The 18480-nt window shown below is 36.4% G+C and carries 12 protein-coding genes; all 12 read right to left on the bottom strand.

Going from position 1 to position 18480, the window contains the following annotated elements; genetic code table 11:
* Positions 1 to 62: 62 nt before the first annotated feature.
* The 12 genes from ACFSRZ_RS08435 to ACFSRZ_RS08380 all read right to left on the bottom strand — a co-directional run bounded on the left by ACFSRZ_RS08435 (position 63) and on the right by ACFSRZ_RS08380 (position 18438).
* Positions 63 to 1127 (bottom strand): M20 family metallo-hydrolase, encoded by a 1065-nt coding sequence (locus tag ACFSRZ_RS08435; RefSeq protein ID WP_379666109.1) that lies wholly within the window; start codon positions 1125 to 1127, stop codon positions 63 to 65.
* A complete protein-coding gene (argB, locus tag ACFSRZ_RS08430; RefSeq protein WP_379666108.1) occupies positions 1124 to 1906 on the bottom strand; it encodes an acetylglutamate kinase in 783 nt (260 codons plus the stop codon). Before argB ends, ACFSRZ_RS08435 begins: the two co-directional genes overlap by 4 nt.
* Positions 1903 to 2838 carry an N-acetylornithine carbamoyltransferase gene (locus ACFSRZ_RS08425; RefSeq protein WP_379666107.1) on the bottom strand — a complete coding sequence of 312 codons (936 nt, stop codon included), beginning with the start codon at positions 2836 to 2838 and terminating at the stop codon, positions 1903 to 1905. Before ACFSRZ_RS08425 ends, argB begins: the two co-directional genes overlap by 4 nt.
* Positions 2835 to 3962 (bottom strand): aspartate aminotransferase family protein, encoded by a 1128-nt coding sequence (locus tag ACFSRZ_RS08420; protein ID WP_379666106.1) that lies wholly within the window; start codon positions 3960 to 3962, stop codon positions 2835 to 2837. Before ACFSRZ_RS08420 ends, ACFSRZ_RS08425 begins: the two co-directional genes overlap by 4 nt.
* A complete protein-coding gene (gene proC / locus ACFSRZ_RS08415) occupies positions 3959 to 4759 on the bottom strand; it encodes a pyrroline-5-carboxylate reductase (RefSeq protein ID WP_379666105.1) in 801 nt (266 codons plus the stop codon). The genes ACFSRZ_RS08420 and proC overlap by 4 nt, the downstream gene beginning before the upstream one ends.
* A gap of 114 nt (positions 4760 to 4873) precedes the next feature.
* Entirely contained in the window at positions 4874 to 5848 is a 975-nt protein-coding gene (gene argC / locus ACFSRZ_RS08410) for an N-acetyl-gamma-glutamyl-phosphate reductase (protein ID WP_379666104.1), read from the bottom strand.
* A gap of 103 nt (positions 5849 to 5951) precedes the next feature.
* A complete protein-coding gene (gene argG / locus ACFSRZ_RS08405; protein ID WP_379666103.1) occupies positions 5952 to 7145 on the bottom strand; it encodes an argininosuccinate synthase in 1194 nt (397 codons plus the stop codon).
* Complete coding sequence (locus ACFSRZ_RS08400) at positions 7142 to 7759, bottom strand: GNAT family N-acetyltransferase (protein WP_379666102.1); 618 nt, start codon at positions 7757 to 7759, stop codon at positions 7142 to 7144. Before ACFSRZ_RS08400 ends, argG begins: the two co-directional genes overlap by 4 nt.
* 433 nt (positions 7760 to 8192) lie before the next feature.
* Complete coding sequence (locus ACFSRZ_RS08395; RefSeq protein WP_379666101.1) at positions 8193 to 9791, bottom strand: NADP-dependent glyceraldehyde-3-phosphate dehydrogenase; 1599 nt, start codon at positions 9789 to 9791, stop codon at positions 8193 to 8195.
* 112 nt (positions 9792 to 9903) lie between these two features.
* Positions 9904 to 12252: a penicillin-binding protein 1C gene (pbpC, locus tag ACFSRZ_RS08390; protein ID WP_379666100.1), complete on the bottom strand. Its 2349-nt coding sequence runs from the start codon at positions 12250 to 12252 to the stop codon at positions 9904 to 9906.
* Between the two features lie 4 nt (positions 12253 to 12256).
* Positions 12257 to 17770, bottom strand: coding sequence for an alpha-2-macroglobulin family protein (locus ACFSRZ_RS08385; RefSeq protein WP_379666099.1), 5514 nt, complete (start codon positions 17768 to 17770; stop codon positions 12257 to 12259).
* 128 nt (positions 17771 to 17898) lie between these two features.
* Positions 17899 to 18438, bottom strand: a complete 540-nt coding sequence (locus tag ACFSRZ_RS08380) for a hypothetical protein (protein ID WP_379666098.1) — start codon at positions 18436 to 18438, stop codon at positions 17899 to 17901.
* Positions 18439 to 18480: the final 42 nt, after the last annotated feature.

Genomic DNA, 18480 nt, shown 5'->3' with positions numbered 1-18480 from the left:
GAATCAGGATTCAAGATTTTTTTGACTTCTTGACTTCTCTGATTCATTTTATTTTGTTTCTTTTAAAGTACTTTTTCTAACAATTTGATGTAGAGATCAATTCCTTCTTCGATCTCCTGAATATAAATGAACTCATCTGCTGTGTGTGATCGTGTGCTGTCTCCCGGCCCTAATTTTAAAGATGGACATGGTAGTACAGATTGATCTGATAATGTTGGTGAGCCATAAGTTTCTCTCCCTAATGAGATTCCTGCTTGAACGAGTTCGTGTTCTTTAGGAATAGATGAAGAGTTCAATCGTAGACTTCTTGGAATGATAGAGCTACAAGGCGATTCTTCTGAAAGAATTTTTGCAACTTCTTCGTTGCTATACTGGTCATTCACCCTAACATCTACTACCAGATCTACTTCTGCCGGTATGGCATTGTGCTGTTTTCCTGCGTTTATTTGTGTTACTGTCATTTTAACTACTCCTAAAGTTTCTGAAACCTTATCAAATTCATACGCTTGAAACCATTTTAGAACATCAATTGTATTGTAGATCGCGTTGTTATTATTGGGATGTGCTGCGTGACCAGGTGTTCCGGTTACTTTCGCATCAAAAACCACAAGTCCTTTTTCTGCAATGGCTAATTGCATCAAAGTAGGCTCTCCAACAATGGCAACATCTATCTTAGGAATGATAGACAGCATACTGTTTAAACCGTTTTGTCCACTACTTTCTTCTTCTGCTGATGCTACTATTACCAGATTGTAATTCAAATCTTTTTGCTGATAGAAATGAGCAAAGGTTGCCAGTAAAGACACCAAACAGCCTCCGGCATCATTGCTACCCAAACCATATAGTTTTCCATTATCGATTATGGCTTTGAACGGATCTTTGGTATATCCTCTGTTGGGCTTTACGGTATCGTGATGAGAGTTTAGTAATAATGTGGGTTTATTTTCATCATAAAAAGCATTGACAGCCCATACATTATTTTGATCTCTTTGATAGGAAATACCATAATTCTGAAACCACTTTTCTATCAACAAAGCTGTTTCATTTTCTTCTGATGAAAACGAAGGGGTTTCTATCAATTGCTTTAGTAAAACTATTGCATCATTGGTTAATTTTTCTTGTCTCATTTTCTAACAGTTGTGTGTTTTGTATTTGTATTGAAAAGCATTTCTGCCTTTCCTATTTTAATGTGTTGTACTCCTTTGCTAAGAGCATAAAAACAGTTGTCAAGTTTCGGAATCATTCCTTCATAAATAATTCCGTCTTTCTTTAGTTGTTGATATTGTTTTGTGTTTATTTCTTCAATTACAGAGTCTGAATCTTCTACATTTTTCAGCACACCATTTTTCTCAAAACAGTAGTATAATGCTACTTCATAATCTTTGGATAATGCAATAGAAAGTTCTGATGCTATCGTATCTGCATTTGTATTCAGAAGTTGTCCTTTTGCATCATGAGAAATTGCACAAAAAGAAATTGTCAAGTTGTTGATTAATAGAACATTAATTACATTCACCTCAACTTTTACTATATCACCAACAAAACCGTAATCAATTTGCTTTACAGGTCGTTTTTTAGCTATAATTGTGTTTCCATCTGCTCCGGAAAACCCAATAGTATTGCATTGATTTGCTTGTAATTGAGCTACAATATTTTTATTGATCTTTCCTGCATACACCATCGTTATCAGTTCTAAAGTTTCGGCATCTGTAATTCTTCTTCCGTCTATCATCTTAACAGGAATATTCATTTTTTCTGCCAACCTTGTTGCTAATTTCCCTCCTCCATGCACTAAAATTTTGGGGCCTTTTAATTGTGCAAATGAGCTTAGAAATTCTTTCAAAACAACTTCATCATCAATAATATTCCCTCCTATTTTTACGATCTTTAATTGTTGTTTTTTCATAATTCTTCTAACATTTTTTTCAACACAATTTGAGCTGCATAGGTTCTGTTATTCGCTTGTTGAATCACGATGGAATTCTCACTATCTAAAACAGCATCTTCTACAACTACATTTCTTCTTACCGGTAAGCAGTGCATAAACTTTGCGTTGCCTACTTTTTCTTTGGTAAGCATCCAATTGTTATCTGTGTTCAAAACTTTTCCGTACTCTTTATAGCTACTCCAATTCTTTACGTATACGATATCTGCATCTTCTAATGCTTGTTCTTGATCGTAATACACTTTTACATCTTTTACCATTTCGGGGTTTAACTCATATCCTTTGGGGTGAGTAATGAAAAAGTCTACCTCTCTTTTTTGCATCATCTGTACAAAAGAGTTTGCTACTGCATGGGGTAAAGCTTTAGGATGTGGAGCCCAAGACAGTACTACTTTCGGTTTTTTCTTGAAAGAGAGTTCTTCTATACTAATTGCATCAGCTAAGGCTTGTAAAGGGTGCCCTGTAGAGCTTTCCATATTGATAACCGGAACTGTTGCATACTTTTGAAAACCATACAATACTTGTTCTGATTCGTCTTGTTCTCTATCTACCAAACCAGGAAAGGCTCTTACTGCAATGACATCTGCATACTGTGAAAGAACTTGCGCTGCTTCTTTGATATGTTCTGCTGTTCCTAAGTTCATAATTGCTCCTTCATCAAATTCCAAATTCCAAGCACTATCTACATTTAGCACCATCACTTCCATTCCTAGGTTCTTTGCGGCCTTTTCTGTGCTCAATCGTGTTCTCAAGCTCGCATTAAAGAAGAGCATTGCCAAGGTTTTATTCTTTCCCAGCTCTTTGTGTTTAAAAGGTTCTTTCTTTAGCTCTATTGCTTCCTTAATAGTCTCAGGAAGGTTTTCTATATCATTAATATCTAAGTATTGTTTCATGATAATTCTGATTTTAATGCGTTTAAAAACTGATCTATATGTTCTTTCTTGATTGTTAAAGGCGGAAGAATTCTCAATACATTCGGGTTCTTGGCACTTCCTGTAAAGATCTTATGCTTGTATATGAGTTGTTTTCTTAGTTCTGCTACAGGGAAATCAAATTCTAATCCCAGCATTAAACCTCTTCCTTTGATGGATTTTACTTTAGGGAGTGATTTGGCTTTCTCAACAAAGTAATTGGAGACTTCTTTTACATTTTGTTGTAGTTTTTCCTCTTCTAGAATGTCTAGAACAGACAAACAGGCAACACAGGCCAAATGATTTCCGCCAAATGTTGTACCTAATAAGCCATAAGAGGCTTTAATATTGGGGTGAATAAGGATTCCTCCTATCGGAAATCCGTTTCCCATTCCTTTTGCCATGGAAATAATATCCGGCTGTAGGTCATACTTCTGAAAAGCGAAAAAGTCTCCTGTTCTTCCGAAACCGGACTGTACTTCGTCTGTTATAAATAGTGCCCCGTATTGCTTACATAGCTTACTAAGTCCTTTGTAAAAGGCTGCTGTACTTTCATCCAAACCACCAACTCCTTGAATGCATTCAATAATAACGGCACATACATCACCTTTCTTTAGAGATGCTTCTACTGATGGTAAATCGCCTAAAGAGAGTATATCTACTTCTTGTTGCGCATTAATCGGCGCTATAATTTTCTGATTGTCTGTTGCTGCAACTGCTGCTGATGTTCTTCCGTGAAAACCGTTTTTAAAAGCAATAACTCTTTTCTTTCCAGTATGAAAAGAGGCTAGTTTTAATGCGTTTTCATTGGCTTCTGCTCCTGAATTGCACAAAAAGAGTTGATAGTCTTTACACCCTGAAGCATTTTCTAACTTAAAGGCAAGTTCCTTTTGCAATGGGTTTTGTACTGAGTTGCTATAAAACCCCAATTGCTCCAATTGATTTGTCAAATTGTTTACATAAGTAGGGTGTGAATGTCCTACTGAGATCACAGCATGACCGCCGTACAAGTCTAAATATTCATTACTATTCTCATCATATACATAGACGTCTTTGGCCTTTACAGGCATGATATCAAACAAAGGGTATACATCAAATAAACTCATAACTGTTCTGTTTTTATACTGTTGATCTTTTGAAAAGAGGCTACCATTCCATGTATCAAAGAGGAACTAAGTCCTTTGTGTTCCATTTCATTCAAACCTTCAATTGTACATCCTTTTGGAGTGGTTACTTTATCGATTTCCTGCTCCGGATGATTTCCGTTTGTTATTAGTAAGTTCGCTGCTCCTTCACAAGTATGCATTGCAAGTTCTTGTGCTTCCTTGGCATCAAACCCAAGTTGAATTGCTGCTTGTGTTGTGGCTCTTATCAATCGCATCCAAAAGGCAATTCCGCTAGCACACACAACTGTTGCTGCTTGCATCAAATGTTCCGGTATAACCATAGAGGTTCCTAATCTGTTAAAAATGGCTTCTGCTATTTTTATTCGCTCTGCTCCTTTTTGATTGCTACACAAACATGTAACAGATTTTCCTACGGCAATAGCTGTATTGGGCATGGCTCTGATCACAAATTGATCTTTGCCTACACTACTTTCTATTTTCTCTATTGAGAATCCTGTGATGGTAGATATTAATACGTGGTTTTCTGTCAATAATGAAGCTATTTCCTCAAGAATTCCTTCTAAATGCGAGGGCTGAACAGCAAAAATGATGATATCAGATTTTGATACGGCTTCTTTATTATCTGATGTTAAGTACACATTTTTGTATCCATCAAATTCTTGAATCGATTTGAGATCTCTCTTTGTTAAATACAAGGAAGTAATAGCGTTGGTTGTAATTAAACCTTTTGCTATTGAGCATCCTAAATTTCCTGTTCCTATTATGGCTATTTTCATTTTTTAAATTTTATATCTCTGTCTTTATAATCATGCTTTAGCTTGAGAAGCTCGCCTGCCATGAGCTGGTAATCTCATTTATAAGATTGCTTCGTTTCACTCGCAATGACAGTATTAAAAACAGCTTCCTTTTAATTCTAAGCCCTCCTTTTCATCAAACCCATAGAGTAAGTTCATGTTTTGTACTGCCTGCCCTGAAGCTCCTTTGATCAAATTATCAATACAGCTTGTAATCAGTAATTTGTCATTGTGCTTGTGCAGGTGTAGCAAGCATTTATTTGTATTCACTACTTGTTTTACATGCAGTTCTTGATCGGTTACAAACGTAAATGCAGCATCTTTATAGTACTCATGGTATAAGGCTTTAGCTTCTTCTAAGCTTCCCTTAAAATGCGTATAAGTTGTAGCATAGATACCTCTGGAAAAGTTTCCTCTGTTAGGAAGGAAATTAATCTCCGAATCAAAACCTGTTTGTAACTGTTGTACGGTCTGATTGATCTCTCCTAAATGTTGATGTGTAAATGGTTTGTAGTACGAGAAGTTATTGTCTCTCCATGTAAAATGTGTGGTTTTAGAAAGCGACACTCCTGCCCCGGTTGCACCGGTTACAGCATTTACATGTACATCATTTTCTAACAGCCTTTCTGAAGCTAATGGCAAAATAGCGAGTTGCAATGCTGTGGCAAAGCATCCCGGATTGGCTATATATTGTGCATGTTGAATCTTTTCTTTTTGTAATTCCGGTAAGCCATATACAAATTCTTTTCCTTGAAATTTTGCATTGTCTTGTAATCTAAAGTCATTACTTAGGTCTATAATGACGTTGTTAAAAGATGTATTTTGTGCTAAGAAATTCTTAGAGTTTCCATGACCTAGACACAAAAACAATACATCTACTTTTGGGTTGATTGTGTTGGTAAAAACCAGTTCTGTACTGCCAATCAAATCTTGGTGAACAGCACTCACTTTATTTCCTGCATTGGAAGTACTATAAATAAAGTCGATGTTTACTTTCTTATGATGCAGTAATATTCTGATCAATTCTCCAGCTGTAAAACCGGCTCCTCCTATGATTCCTATTGTGATCATTTTAATAGTTTTTTAATGATTCAAATGAATTAATGAGATTTCTCGTCGTTCATTCCTCACTCTGTCGAAATGACAACTCTTCTTTCTCTTTACTTCTTACTCTTTACTTCTTACTTCTTTGATGTACGTTTTGATAAATTTTACTTTGATTTCCATAGATCTTGATGAATCCTTTGGCCTCATCAGCAGTCCATCCTGTATTCTCTTCTCCGTAGCTTCCGAAATCGGCTTTCATCAAATCATTTTCAGAAATGATTCCGTCTAATGTGAAGTGATACGGGTGTAGCTTTAGCAATACTTTTCCAGATACTTTTTGTTGGCTACTCTCTAGAAATGCTTCCAAGTCTCTCATCACCGGGTCTAAAAACAATCCTTCATGTAAATGAGTTCCGTACCAATTGGCCAAATAATCTTTGTGCTGCAATTGCCATTTACTTAGCGTGTGTTTTTCCAGTAAATGATGTGCTTTGATAATGATTGTTGCTGCTGCAGCTTCAAACCCAACTCTTCCTTTAATTCCTACAATAGTGTCGCCTACATGAATATCTCTTCCAATAGCGTATTGTGAGGCTAAAGTGTTAAGTATCTCTATCAGGTCTTGTGGCAACCCTTCTTCTTCATTAACAGCTACAAGCTCTCCTTCAGAGAACGTTAATGTTAGCTGTTCTGATTCTTTTGTTTTCAATTGAGATGGATATGCTTCTTCCGGCAGTGAAAGATGAGAAGTCAGAGTTTCTGCTCCTCCAACACTTGTTCCCCAAAGTCCTTTATTGATAGAATATTGTGCTTTAGACCAAGGCAATTCTATTCCTTTAGACTTTAAGTAGATTATTTCTTGTTGTCTTGTAAGTTTCTGATCTCTAATTGGGGTGATAATTTCTATCTCAGGAGCTAATGCCTGAAAGATCAGATCAAATCTCACCTGATCGTTTCCTGCTCCTGTACTTCCATGAGCAATACAATCTGCACCTATTTTTTTAGCATATTCTATGATCTCGATAGCTTGTACTATTCTTTCTGCACTTACTGAAAGTGGATAGGTATTGTTTTTTAACACGTTTCCATAGATCAAATACTTTACTACTTTTTGATAATAGTTTTCTACAGCATCAATATTCTGATAACTGAAGACGCCCATTTGTTCTGCTTTCTTTTTGATCTCATTGATCTCTGTTGATGTAAATCCGCCTGTATTTACACTTACTGCATGGACTTCGTACCCTAGGTCTTTTGAAAAGTATACGGCGCAATACGAGGTGTCTAAGCCTCCGCTATATGCCAATACGAGTTTTTTCATTTTTGTGTCTTTTTTAGAAAAATGCTTTGTTTGATTCTTTTCAATCTTTGAAACACTTTTACTTTGATTTTTTTCTTGTCTTGATTGTTTTTTGTTTTTGGATCGTACAGCATTCCTGTACACAAACACATAGTTTGTGATGTTCTTTGCAACACATCATAGTTTTTGCAGGTTTGGCAGCCTTTCCAAAAGGATTGATCTTTGGTTAACTCAGAAAAAGTAACTGGTTTGTACCCTAGATCACTGTTCATTTTCATTACAGGAAGTCCTGTAGTAATACTAAATACTTTTGCATTTGGAAATTTAGATCTGGAGTGCTCAAAAATCTTTTTCTTGATCATTTTGGCTACTCCTTTACCTCTGTAATTTGGATGAACGATGAGTCCGGAATTTGCTACAAACTTTCCATGATCCCATTTTTCTATGTAGCAGAATCCAACAAAGTCATTACCTTCCAATGCAATAACAGCATTGCCGTTATTCATTCTTTGAATGATATACTCAGGAGTTCTTCTGGCAATACCTGTTCCTCTTACATTGGCAGATTCCTCTATGGTTTTGCAGATGATATCTGCGTAGATATGATGTGTTTTATCAGCAATAATGATGTCCATTATTTTTGATTTTTCTCTCCTTCGTTTCTACTCAGGAGAATTAAACTAATTGGTACTTTTTTAAATATTGGTTTTGAAGACGGAACCGGACTCACCTAGGTTCCAAAAAATAGAGTGCACCCTTACGGGCGACGCGGGAAAATGCGACGTACGCGGTTTGAGTTATTTTGAGAAATAACTTGAAGGTTAAAAGGTAATATGAAAAATGTTGTGTTCAATTTGATTTTAAATAAAATAGTAATATCCGTTGCTGCTCTGTAGAGAATTAGCGGCGACGGCGTACGGGTGTAGCGAGTACTATTTTATATTGACTTAAAATCATGGAGCAAAATTAGAAATTAATTTTACACAAGCTCTCTTTAAAAAGATTTTTTTAAAGAATTTAACAAATTCAAAAAAAGGCAGTTAAAAATCAACTGCCTTCTTTTGAGTCTTATAAAAGATAATCTGTACTCATAAAGTTAGATGATTTCTTTTCGAGTAATTCTTCTAATATCTTATTGTTGTATTCGTTGTCTTTGGATGCTACAAAGGTTCTTATAGAAAAGGATCGTAATGCATCATGTACGCTTAAAGTGCTTACGGCAGAATCTTTTCTTCCTGTAAATGGGTACACATCCGGCCCTCTTTGACAAGAACTATTTAAGTTGACACGACAAACTAGGTTTACCAAACTGTCTATTAATTGAGACAAGGTTTCTATGTCCTTTCCGAACAGGCTGACTTGCTGTCCGTAATTGGAGTCTGCAATATCATTTAAAGGTTGCTCGATATCTTTGAAAGGTACAATTGGCACAACCGGTCCAAATTGTTCTTCGTGAAAAAGCCTCATCTCTTTGCTTACCGGATACATTACAGCCGGGAAAATGTAGTTCTCAGAAGTTTCGCCTCCTTTAGAATTTATAATGCTTGCTCCTTTTTCTTGAGCATCATCGATCAACTCTTGAATATATGCAGGTTTATGAGGTTCCGGTAGTGGAGTTAACTTCACTCCTTCTTCCCACGGGTTTCCAAATTTTAATTGATCTACACGTTCGCTAAATCGTTTGTTAAATTCATCTTCAATACTCTCATGTACATATAACACTTTAAGTGCTGTGCATCTTTGCCCGTTGAAAGACAGTGAGCCTGCTAAACATTCTTCGATAGCTAAATCTAGATCAGCGTCCGGTAAAACAATTGCCGGGTTCTTAGCTTCTAATCCTAATACCAAACGTAGTCTGTTGCTCTTTGGGTGTAAAATCTGTAATACCTTGGCTGTAGAACTGTTTCCAATCAATGCCAACACATCAACTCTTCCTGATTTTAAAATAGGTGTTGCTAATACTCGACCTCTTCCGTAAATAATATTGATTACTCCTTTTGGGAAACTGTTTTGAAATGCTTCCAGTATTGGCGACATCAATAAAACTCCAAATTTTGCCGGTTTAAAGATGGTTGTATTCCCCATGATCATTGCAGGAATCAACAAACAAAAGGCTTCATTTAACGGGTAATTATAAGGTCCAAGACACAGAACAACTCCCAAAGGACCTCTTCTTATGTGTGCATGAATTCCTCCTTCTTTATGAAATTTGGCACTATCGCGATCCATTTTCTTATAATCTTCAATCGTATCGTAGATATAATCAATGGTTCTGTCAAATTCTTTTTCTGAGTCTGCCAATGATTTACCAATCTCCCACATCAATAGTTTTACGACTTCTGCACGCTTGGTTTTCATTTGTTCTGTAAACTTCTCCAAGCAAGCTATACGATCAGCTACTTTCATCGTAGGCCATTCACCTTTTCCTCTGTCATAAGCTCTACTGGCAGCATCTAAGGCTTCCATAGCTTCTTTTTCTCCTAATTGCGGAATGGTTCCTAACAAAGTTTGTTCATAAGACTCTGTGCTGGATATGGTAGAAAATATATTGGCAGTATCTCCATTCCATCTTTTTAGCTGACCGTCGATCAAATACGTATCTTGTTTGATCTGACTATCAATTCGATAGATTTCCGGAATCATTACTGTTGTTTTTGTTCTTGACATGTACAATAAATTGAAGATGTAAAGTTAGTAAATATTGATGCCAAAAGTGCTAATTAATCGGTTATAGTTATAGATATTTCAAATAGGACTATACCAAAAAACTGTTACATTCTTATGCTTTTATCTCTATGCGCTTGCTCAATTCTCTACCGGATTCATCAATAACGGTAAGTGTGTATTTTCCGGCTTTGGGCTGTATGGATAACTCGTGGAATTTTTGGGTTTTTCCAAGGTATGTATCATTCAAATACCAAAAAAGAGTTGCTTCGCCATCGGAATGTGCTACTTTTAAGATAACATCATTCTTTTCTCCATTCAAGCCTTTGGGTAAATAGATTTTTGTTTGCTCTTTGGGATAAATAAAGGCGATGGATTCTTCACGAGTGTTTACACAAGTTGATTTAAATTCTGGTAGTTTTTTATAAAACGGATGCTTCTCTTGGTAATAATGTTCTATAACGGGTGGTAAAACAAACCACGATCGTTGTACTATATCATCAGGAGATTCACAAGAGGTGTTTACCAAGAATTGTTCGTTTTGATCTAAATGTACAATCTTATGATATGGGCATGGTTCTGATCTTAATCCTGTTACCGAAATGCTCATGCTTGTTTTTTCTTCACAAATATCTGTAGCTCTGTATCCGCTCTTTGCACATACTTCTACATCAACCATTTCATTAAAAGGGGCGGTAAACCATTCGCTTTTGGGTAGCTTATCAAATACATCAAACAAAATAGGTGCTGCTGTGTGAACTCCTACCAATCCGGGTCTGCCTTCGCCATCTGCATTTCCAACCCAAACACCTACTACATAGTCTTTTGTGGTTCCTATAGCCCAGGCATCACGAAAACCAAAACTGGTTCCTGTTTTCCATGCAACTTCTTTGGAAGAATCAAAATACTGCCAGTTTTGCCCTGCTCCGGGTCTGTATACTTCTTTCAAACTTTCAAAAGTAAGATACATAGAGGCTGCATTCATCACATTTTTTTCTCTTTGTTTCTTACCAAAATCAACAGCTTTGTTATCTATATACGTAGGCTCGCAAAACTCATTGGAATAATAGCCTAAGGTTTCATCGTAATGATTGATTGTAGAGGCAAATGACGCATAGTTTTTACACAGATCCCATAAATTGCTTTCTGCTCCTCCCAAGATCAATGACAAACCGTAATAGTCTGCGGGTTGTTGAATGGTTGTAAACCTCATCTGCTGTAAGTAATCATGTAGCTTATCTACTCCAAAGGTTTGCAGCATTTTTACCGCAGGAATATTCAATGAACGAGCCAATGCTTTCTTTGCCGGAATGGCTCCTGCAAATTCTTGATCGAAGTTTTCCGGTTTATAGGTTCCTATCTGAGTAGGAATATCCGGAATTAAGGTTTCTTGTAGAATATCACCATTGTCCAGCATGGCTCCATATAAGAAAGGTTTTAAAATACTACCGGTACTTCTAGGTTTGTCTATAATATCTACATCTTTTTGATGAGCTACGGTTGTTGGCGTGTTTCCTACATAGGCCAATATTCTACGTGTCTTTACATCCATTACCAAAACAGCAGCATTATAGATCTCGTTTTGTGAAAGTTGCTGATAGTGCTGCTTTATAATTTGATTGACTTGATTTTGCAGGTGATATTCAACAGTACTTTTAACAAGTTGCCCTTCATGTTTCTTACTGATCTTTTGCAGTAAGTGCGGAGTTATTTGTGGAATTGCATAGGGTTTTGGCGGAATCTCTTCTTGAATTGATAATTGATATGTTAATGAGTCAATGATTGAGTTCTCTAATAATTTCTTTAGAAGTCTATCTCTCTTTTGACGTAATTTCTCTTGGTTTTTTCCAGGATAGATCAATGTAGGAGCGTTTGGCAAAATAGCCAAAGTTGCAGACTCTGCCCAAGAAAGGTTTTCTGGACTTCTATTGAAATAACGCCATGAAGCGGCTTCTAAGCCTACTACATTTCCTCCAAAAGGTGCATTGTTTGCCCAAAGCGATAGAATTTCTTCTTTGCTTGCTCTAACTTCTAAGCGAGTGGCTAAAATGATCTCTTTAAATTTTTCAAAATAGGTTCGTTTAGGGTTCTTTCTAGACAAGCGAATTACTTGCTGTGTCAAGGTACTCCCTCCTCTTACTATTTTTCCTGCTTCTCTATTTTGTTGAATTGCTTTTACAATAGATACAGGGTTGAATCCGGGATGCTTATAAAAATGTTCGTCTTCAAATAAGACCAGGCATGTCTTGAATTTCTCCGGCACTTCTTTATTCTCAGGGAATCTCCATTGTCCGTCTTTCGCAATTTTAGCTCCCAGCAATTTGTCTTCTACACTCACAACTACTGTAGATGTAGGTTCTTGAAATAGTTGACCCGGCAAACAGAAAGCGTACCAAATTAACCCTATGCTTAGTAGTGTTAATTTGATACGGTGCTTTCTAAGATATGTTTTGCTGATCTTCATCTTCTTATTTTACAACTTCTATCCATTGTCCTTTGCTTCTCACTAAATAGTCATTGTCGTACATGGCTTCAACTTGTATGCCCGGTAAATAATACTTTCCTAAGTAAGAAGCATTTAACAATACTGAGAAAGTCTTTTCTGCACTTCCGGTTCCTTTTCTTCCCAAATCGAAGTAAAAGTTTACACGGTCGTCTCTAATGTCTGTATATCTTGCTTTGCTGTTAACAGAACTTCCATAGTCTGTAAATCGTGTGTTTACAATCTCCCATCCTGAGGGGAACAGTTGTGTAAGGGCAATGTCTTTTACCCATTCGCTCTTTAAGTTCTTTACTGTAACAGTTGCTACAAAATCTTGACCTTGCTTTAACTGTGCTACATTTACAGGTGTACCATTGGGCAATGTGTATTTGATTTCAGCAGCAAATCCTCTTTTTACATTGATCTCATTTCCTAATGGTAGTTTTCCTTTGGCAATAACACTAACATACAGTGTATTTCCTGCTACGTTTTTCAATTGAATTTGATTCTTTCCTTCTGAAATTTTCAATTCTCTTTCTACCATTGATCTTTGTGTGCTTAAGGTCTTTTCTGTGTCTTTGATCTTGTACTCAACCTTGATAGATTTTCCTCCATTATCTGCAAGCATTTTACCCATGGCTAATAAACTATAGGCGGTAGTTTGTGTACTCATCCAATCATTGCTAGAAAGGTCTTTGGCTATAGATTTGGCAAAATCAAACCTTCTATCGTCTTTTAACAGCACCATAGTTTCTAAAGCCATCGCTTTATTTCTAGTTACAGATCCGTAACTGTATGAATAGCTTCCGTTGCTAAACTCTATAGAGGCTGTATTTGCCAGCGCTTTACTGGCTTGCTTTTGTCCTACCAAAGCATAAGCGGCAGCTAATCTCCATTTTGCATCGTTAGAAATTCGATCGTACTCTCGTAATCGATTCATCGCTCCTAAATCCGGATTTCCTGATAAGGCAAGTGTATACAAACGATAGGCTTGGTTTAAGTCGCTATAATCATCATAACTAGGTTTCCAGTTTCGTGCTGCTTCTTTTTGGTAGCGTACCCAATTGCTCTTGAAAGCAAATGGCAATACATATCCTTTTTTCTCTGCTTCTAACATAAAGTGCCCGGCATAACTAGATCCCCAGTCATTGGCTGAGTTTTCTCCTATCCAATAACTCATTCCTCCGTTAGGTCTTTGAAAATGCCCTAATCGTTCTATTCCTTTCTTGATATTGAATTCTATTTTTGCTTTTTTATTGCTAGATAAATCAAACAAATCAGTCATAAACAGCTGAGGGAAAACACTGGATGTGGTTTGCTCTACACATCCGTGTGGATATTGAATTAAATAGGCTAATCTTCCGTCAAAATCTATTGGTGGTACTGATGAGACTTGAACAACTGCACTGTTGGTTCCTGTAACTCCAAATGTTTCAAAGTCTATTGTTGCATTTTCATTGGCTTGCAAAATTTTGTTGGTTACTTTAGAAGTGATCGGGTTTGGGTTCTCAACATCAATCTCTACGGCAAACTTTGCTGTTTTCAATCCTGACTTTGCAATCACTCCTATGGTTTTGATTCCGTTTGCTTTGCTTACATCTAGCTTGAATTCTGTTATTTGCTCTCCGGTTTTTGAGAACTTTAGCAAGGCTTCATTTTTTCCTACTACTTCAATTCCGTTTCCTAATTGCAATTGAACTGATACTTCTTTGATGTTTTTTTCTGTTGCAAAAACAGTAACAGGTAAGGTTACTTGTTCTCCGGGGCTTAGCTTTCTGGGAAGAGATGCCAATACCATTAGAGGCTTCTTTACGGTAACTGATTTCTCTGCGTTTCCATAAGCTTCATTGCTAATATTTCCGGCAACAACCATAGTTCTTACGGCTCCAATATAGTTTGGAAGTTTTACGTTGTGTGTTTTTTGACCTGCTCTCAATGTAAAAGGTCCTAAATATTTTACAACCGGTTTAAAGCGATTTGCTTTTCTGTTCTTAGCTGCTGATGAAGTTCCATCTCCACCTATGGCAAATACTTGATCTATACTTCCGGTATACGCTCCTATTACATCATCATAAATATCCCAAGTTCTCACTCCTAAGGCTTCTCTTGCATAGAAAGTTCCGTAAGGGTTTGGAGTTTTAAATCTTGTTAGGTCTAATAATCCTTCTTCTACAATTGCCAATGTGTAAGTCATCGGTTTGTTGTTCTTTTCAGAAACGGTTACTTTAAATTCTTTCTCCGGTTCTACTGTATCCGGCATAGTTATGATAGGCTGCAATCGAGTACTAGGGTCTTCTACCTTTACAGGAATGGTTCCGTACAATCTGATAGGTAAATCATTTTCAACCTTCGCATGTGGTTGTAGTAATGAGATGTTCACAAAGAAATTGGGCATCATCTTTTTTGTGATAGGAATCTCAACTACGGTTCTTCCCTTTTTGGTATTTACCCATTGATGTTGCAATACTTCTGTTCCATTTTCTAAACTGATCAAAGCTTTGGCTACGTGTGCTGACGGAAAAGTAACTTTGGCTGTTTCTCCCACTTGATAAGTTTCTTTATCGGTGTTGAAGATTAGCATTTTTGCAGCTTCTTTATCGTCTGTTGGCGAATTTTCCCACCAGTTGTCATAGAAATAAAGGGTTCTTCCTGTGGCATGACCGCTTGCAGGATCGATTACTCTAATCAAGTATCTTCCTCTTTCTTCTTTGGGAATGTTTACATCAAAGGTTCCTATTCCTTTTTCTCCGGTAGTTACCTTGATTGTTTTATAGGGTCTGTGATATCTATCTGAATTGTAGCTGGATAGATTGTCTCGTCCTGAATTCCACCACCAGCGCCATTCGATCTTATAGATCTTTACTTCTATTTCTCTCTTTTTAATCGGTTTTCCTTGGTCTGTTACTGAAGCAATCTGAAAACGATGTTTTGTTCCTGTTTGATAAGAACCATAGTCATCTGCTTTAGGTGAACTTAATCCCACAAAAGATGGATACGGAGCATATTTCTTAGAGAACGCATCAATAGAGAAATCTCCTCCATTTTCATATGCTTTTACCAAGAAGTTAATACGAAGCATTCCCGGAGCATTCTTTCCTACATTTATATTCTTATTGATATTGGCTGATCCGTTTTCATTAACTCTTCCTTCAAATAGCTTTACTTCTTCGGTATAATAGTTTCGTGTTGGGTCATTAAAAACATAGTTTTTATATCCTTTGAAGGTGGTTGTTACATTTACCAGTTTGGCATCTATCTCTGCTTTGATATTCCTTGCAGGAGCCCCATGCAACCAGTTGACCTGAAGTTTTCCTTTTAAAGGAGAGGAAGAAGAAAAGACTTCTTTTTCAAAATCCAGATCTATCTTTAATCGGTTTGGTTTTACAGTTTCTACCTTCAAACCTTTTCTGAATTTAGCTCCTCCTACAGAAACAGTAGCTTGATAAACTCCAGTTATATTTTCTGTAGTTGTAGCAAACGGGAAAGAATAGAATTGCTGAACGTTATCTACTGTAACTTTCTTGTAGATCATCTTTCCATTAGGGTCTCTTACTTCTAGTTTAACCGGATGTTTTTTGGGAAGTTTGTTATCGTTATCATTCAATACAAAATTCAAATGAATAGAATCTCCGGGTCTCCAAACGCCTCGTTCTCCGTAAATGAAACCTTTGATTCCTTTTTGTGTTTTTACTCCTGAAACATCAAACTTACTTAGCGATAACGAGTTTCCGTCTGTAAGCTTTACGTAGGTTGTATTTCCAGCTTTGCTGATGATGGCAAAATAGGCTTCTTTATCTGCATCGTATGTTGCTACACCTTCAGAGTTTGTAGTCATTTGATGAAATCTCTGTTGCTGAAAGTTGTACAATTCAACTTTAGCGCCTTGAATAGGTTGCGCCGTTAAAATATCGGTAATAGCGAAAAAGTAATTCTTTTGATTCCCTTTTTTTGCAATCACTCCCAAATTGGAGGCTAAAAGGTTTTGAGATACTGTGCGAGTGTAATTGTAATAAGCGTCATAACAAGGGTTGTCTCTTTGTCTCCAGTTGTATGAATAATCTCGGTAGCTGTACAGTTTGTTATCCCAATACAGTTCTTCTTTTTCTTCATCATTTTCATATTGTTCTTCTACTTCTTCTATGTTGGCAACTGTTGTATTCTCATCACAGTCGTATAACGAATAGCTCTTTTCAAAACTCAATTCAATTCTATAAATCGCTCCGGGATCGGCTTTTAATAATCTGGATAGGTCTACACTATAGGCTTTCCAGTTCTTGGTGTTTTGTGAAGGGTCTTCAATTAATCTTATTGTCTTTTTTAAAACTCTTCTACCAACTCTTTTGATATCTGAGCTGCTGTTTAAGTTATTGTACTGTAAAAATTGTAACACATTGTTTTGGAAAACCTTGATAACTCTTATATCAACAGCGCTTAAATTTACTGCTTCAAAGTTGAACTTCAGATTTTGTGAATTGGGTAAAATAGTTCCTGAACTTAGCAAACGAACTTCCGGCTTTAACTCTTCAAAAAGAAGAACTCTTTGAAAAGCGTTCTTAAGTTTATAGCCATCGGTATTCTTTACTCCTTCAAAAACTTGTACATCTGACGTTCCCGGAATTTGACCACTGTAGTATACTTTTAAAACATTTCCATCTACTATAAATTTAGGGGTTTGCACATTCTGAATAGAAATTAATCCCCTGAAGTTTTGGTTCTTCTGTAACGGATCGGAAAAGTTAATGGCTATGTATTGCTGCTTACCGTTTACAATTTCTACATCGGTTACTTTAAAATTGTTCTTGCCCGGAATTGTAATCGTTTCCTTTCCTTTTATGTCTGAGCCAATGGCTTTACCATTCCAACGAACTTCTATTTCTGAGTCTTGTAGAAAACGTTGAATGCTGTCTAATCTAAAATCAAAGTATCTACTATTTTTAAAAGATTCATTCCATTTGATCTTGATGTCTTTTTTTCCTTGCTTAACTGTTAGAAGCTTCTTTGCTTCTTCTAAACCGATCACATCTGCAGATTTGATGACTCCTTCTACATACTGCCAATCTTTATCGTATGATTGTAGATTGTTGGTAGAGGCTGTAAAGCTTGGTTTGATCGTTTTGAATTGAAAAGTGTATTTCTTTTGATCTTCTGCTACGTCTTTAAACAATTGATCTAATTGTACTGTTACACTATATTCTGTATCTGATTTAAGAGATTGATCTGGTGTAAATACCAATGTAGTGCTGTTTTTTAAGACAGTCTTACCTTTTGTCTTGGGATAGACTTTAATCACTTCTTTTGGTAGTTCTTCTCCTGTCTCCCATTGATCAATACTCCTTGTAAGATTGATTTTGATATGCTCTGTGGATGAAACAATTCCTGAAGTGGTATAGCTTATATAGTTCTTGTATTTGTAAATATTGTCTGGTTCTATTTTCTTCCCTTTACAGGAAAACAACAATAACATGCATACAGCTAGAACGGTGGTTTTTGGTAAGGACATAGCGTTAAAATTTTGTGATCCACTCAAAGTTAACACTTTATCTCCCTGAAAATAAATCGATTTAGAATTCGTAGCTTTTTTTTAAGAATTCGTTAAAACAGTGTATCAAGTCAACAAAGAAAGGCGCCCTACTTGGCGCCTTTCTTATCTTCTTTTTCATCTTTCTTTTTAGATTTCTTTTCCTTTTTCTTCGGCATTTTTCCCTCAATACGGCTTTTTACTTCTCCAATACGGTAGCCATAGTCAACATCGTAATTATGCTTCTCTGCTTCTTTGATCATGAGCATCGCATCTTCGTATTGAAACAAGCGTTCTTTTAAAACTGCTTTGTTCATATACAACATGGATTTGTTGACTCCTTTAACGGAAAAAGCAAAGTCTATAAAATCTGAAGCTTCCTTAAAATCTTCATTGATAAACAATGTGTCTAAATAAGGTTGATATACTTCAAAAGCATTGACTCTCTCAGCCAAAGCTTGCTTGAAATAATCGATAGCCGCTTCATAATCGTATAATTTTTCTGCATACAAACGCCCCATTAAGGTTAAAGCCATAGTGTTATTTTCGTCATAAGCTAAGGCATAACCCAAAGCTTCTGCTGCATATTCGATGTTGTAGTCAAAGTCTTCCATTGCTTTGAATACATATTGATTGATATTCTTTGTCATTTTTGTTTTCTTTTTCTTTGTCATCACAAGAAAGGAAGTAAT

The organism is Pseudotenacibaculum haliotis (assembly GCF_042684245.1).
GTDB lineage: Bacteria > Bacteroidota > Bacteroidia > Flavobacteriales > Flavobacteriaceae > Polaribacter > Polaribacter haliotis_A.
Note: the sequence above shows the minus strand (reverse complement) of the source record. Positions and strands in the feature narration are given on the sequence as shown.

Bases quoted from the DNA above. Each gene is read 5' to 3' on its own strand.
- ACFSRZ_RS08435 (WP_379666109.1), bottom strand. From the start codon at position 1,127: ATGAGACAAGAAAAATTAACCAATGATGCAATAGTTTTACTAAAGCAA.
- argB (WP_379666108.1), bottom strand. From the start codon at position 1,906: ATGAAAAAACAACAATTAAAGATCGTAAAAATAGGAGGGAATATTATT.
- ACFSRZ_RS08425 (WP_379666107.1), bottom strand. From the start codon at position 2,838: ATGAAACAATACTTAGATATTAATGATATAGAAAACCTTCCTGAGACT.
- ACFSRZ_RS08420 (WP_379666106.1), bottom strand. From the start codon at position 3,962: ATGAGTTTATTTGATGTATACCCTTTGTTTGATATCATGCCTGTAAAG.
- proC (WP_379666105.1), bottom strand. From the start codon at position 4,759: ATGAAAATAGCCATAATAGGAACAGGAAATTTAGGATGCTCAATAGCA.
- argC (WP_379666104.1), bottom strand. From the start codon at position 5,848: ATGATCACAATAGGAATCATAGGAGGAGCCGGTTTTACAGCTGGAGAA.
- argG (WP_379666103.1), bottom strand. From the start codon at position 7,145: ATGAAAAAACTCGTATTGGCATATAGCGGAGGCTTAGACACCTCGTAT.
- ACFSRZ_RS08400 (WP_379666102.1), bottom strand. From the start codon at position 7,759: ATGGACATCATTATTGCTGATAAAACACATCATATCTACGCAGATATC.
- ACFSRZ_RS08395 (WP_379666101.1), bottom strand. From the start codon at position 9,791: ATGTCAAGAACAAAAACAACAGTAATGATTCCGGAAATCTATCGAATT.
- pbpC (WP_379666100.1), bottom strand. From the start codon at position 12,252: ATGAAGATCAGCAAAACATATCTTAGAAAGCACCGTATCAAATTAACA.
- ACFSRZ_RS08385 (WP_379666099.1), bottom strand. From the start codon at position 17,770: ATGTCCTTACCAAAAACCACCGTTCTAGCTGTATGCATGTTATTGTTG.
- ACFSRZ_RS08380 (WP_379666098.1), bottom strand. From the start codon at position 18,438: ATGACAAAGAATATCAATCAATATGTATTCAAAGCAATGGAAGACTTT.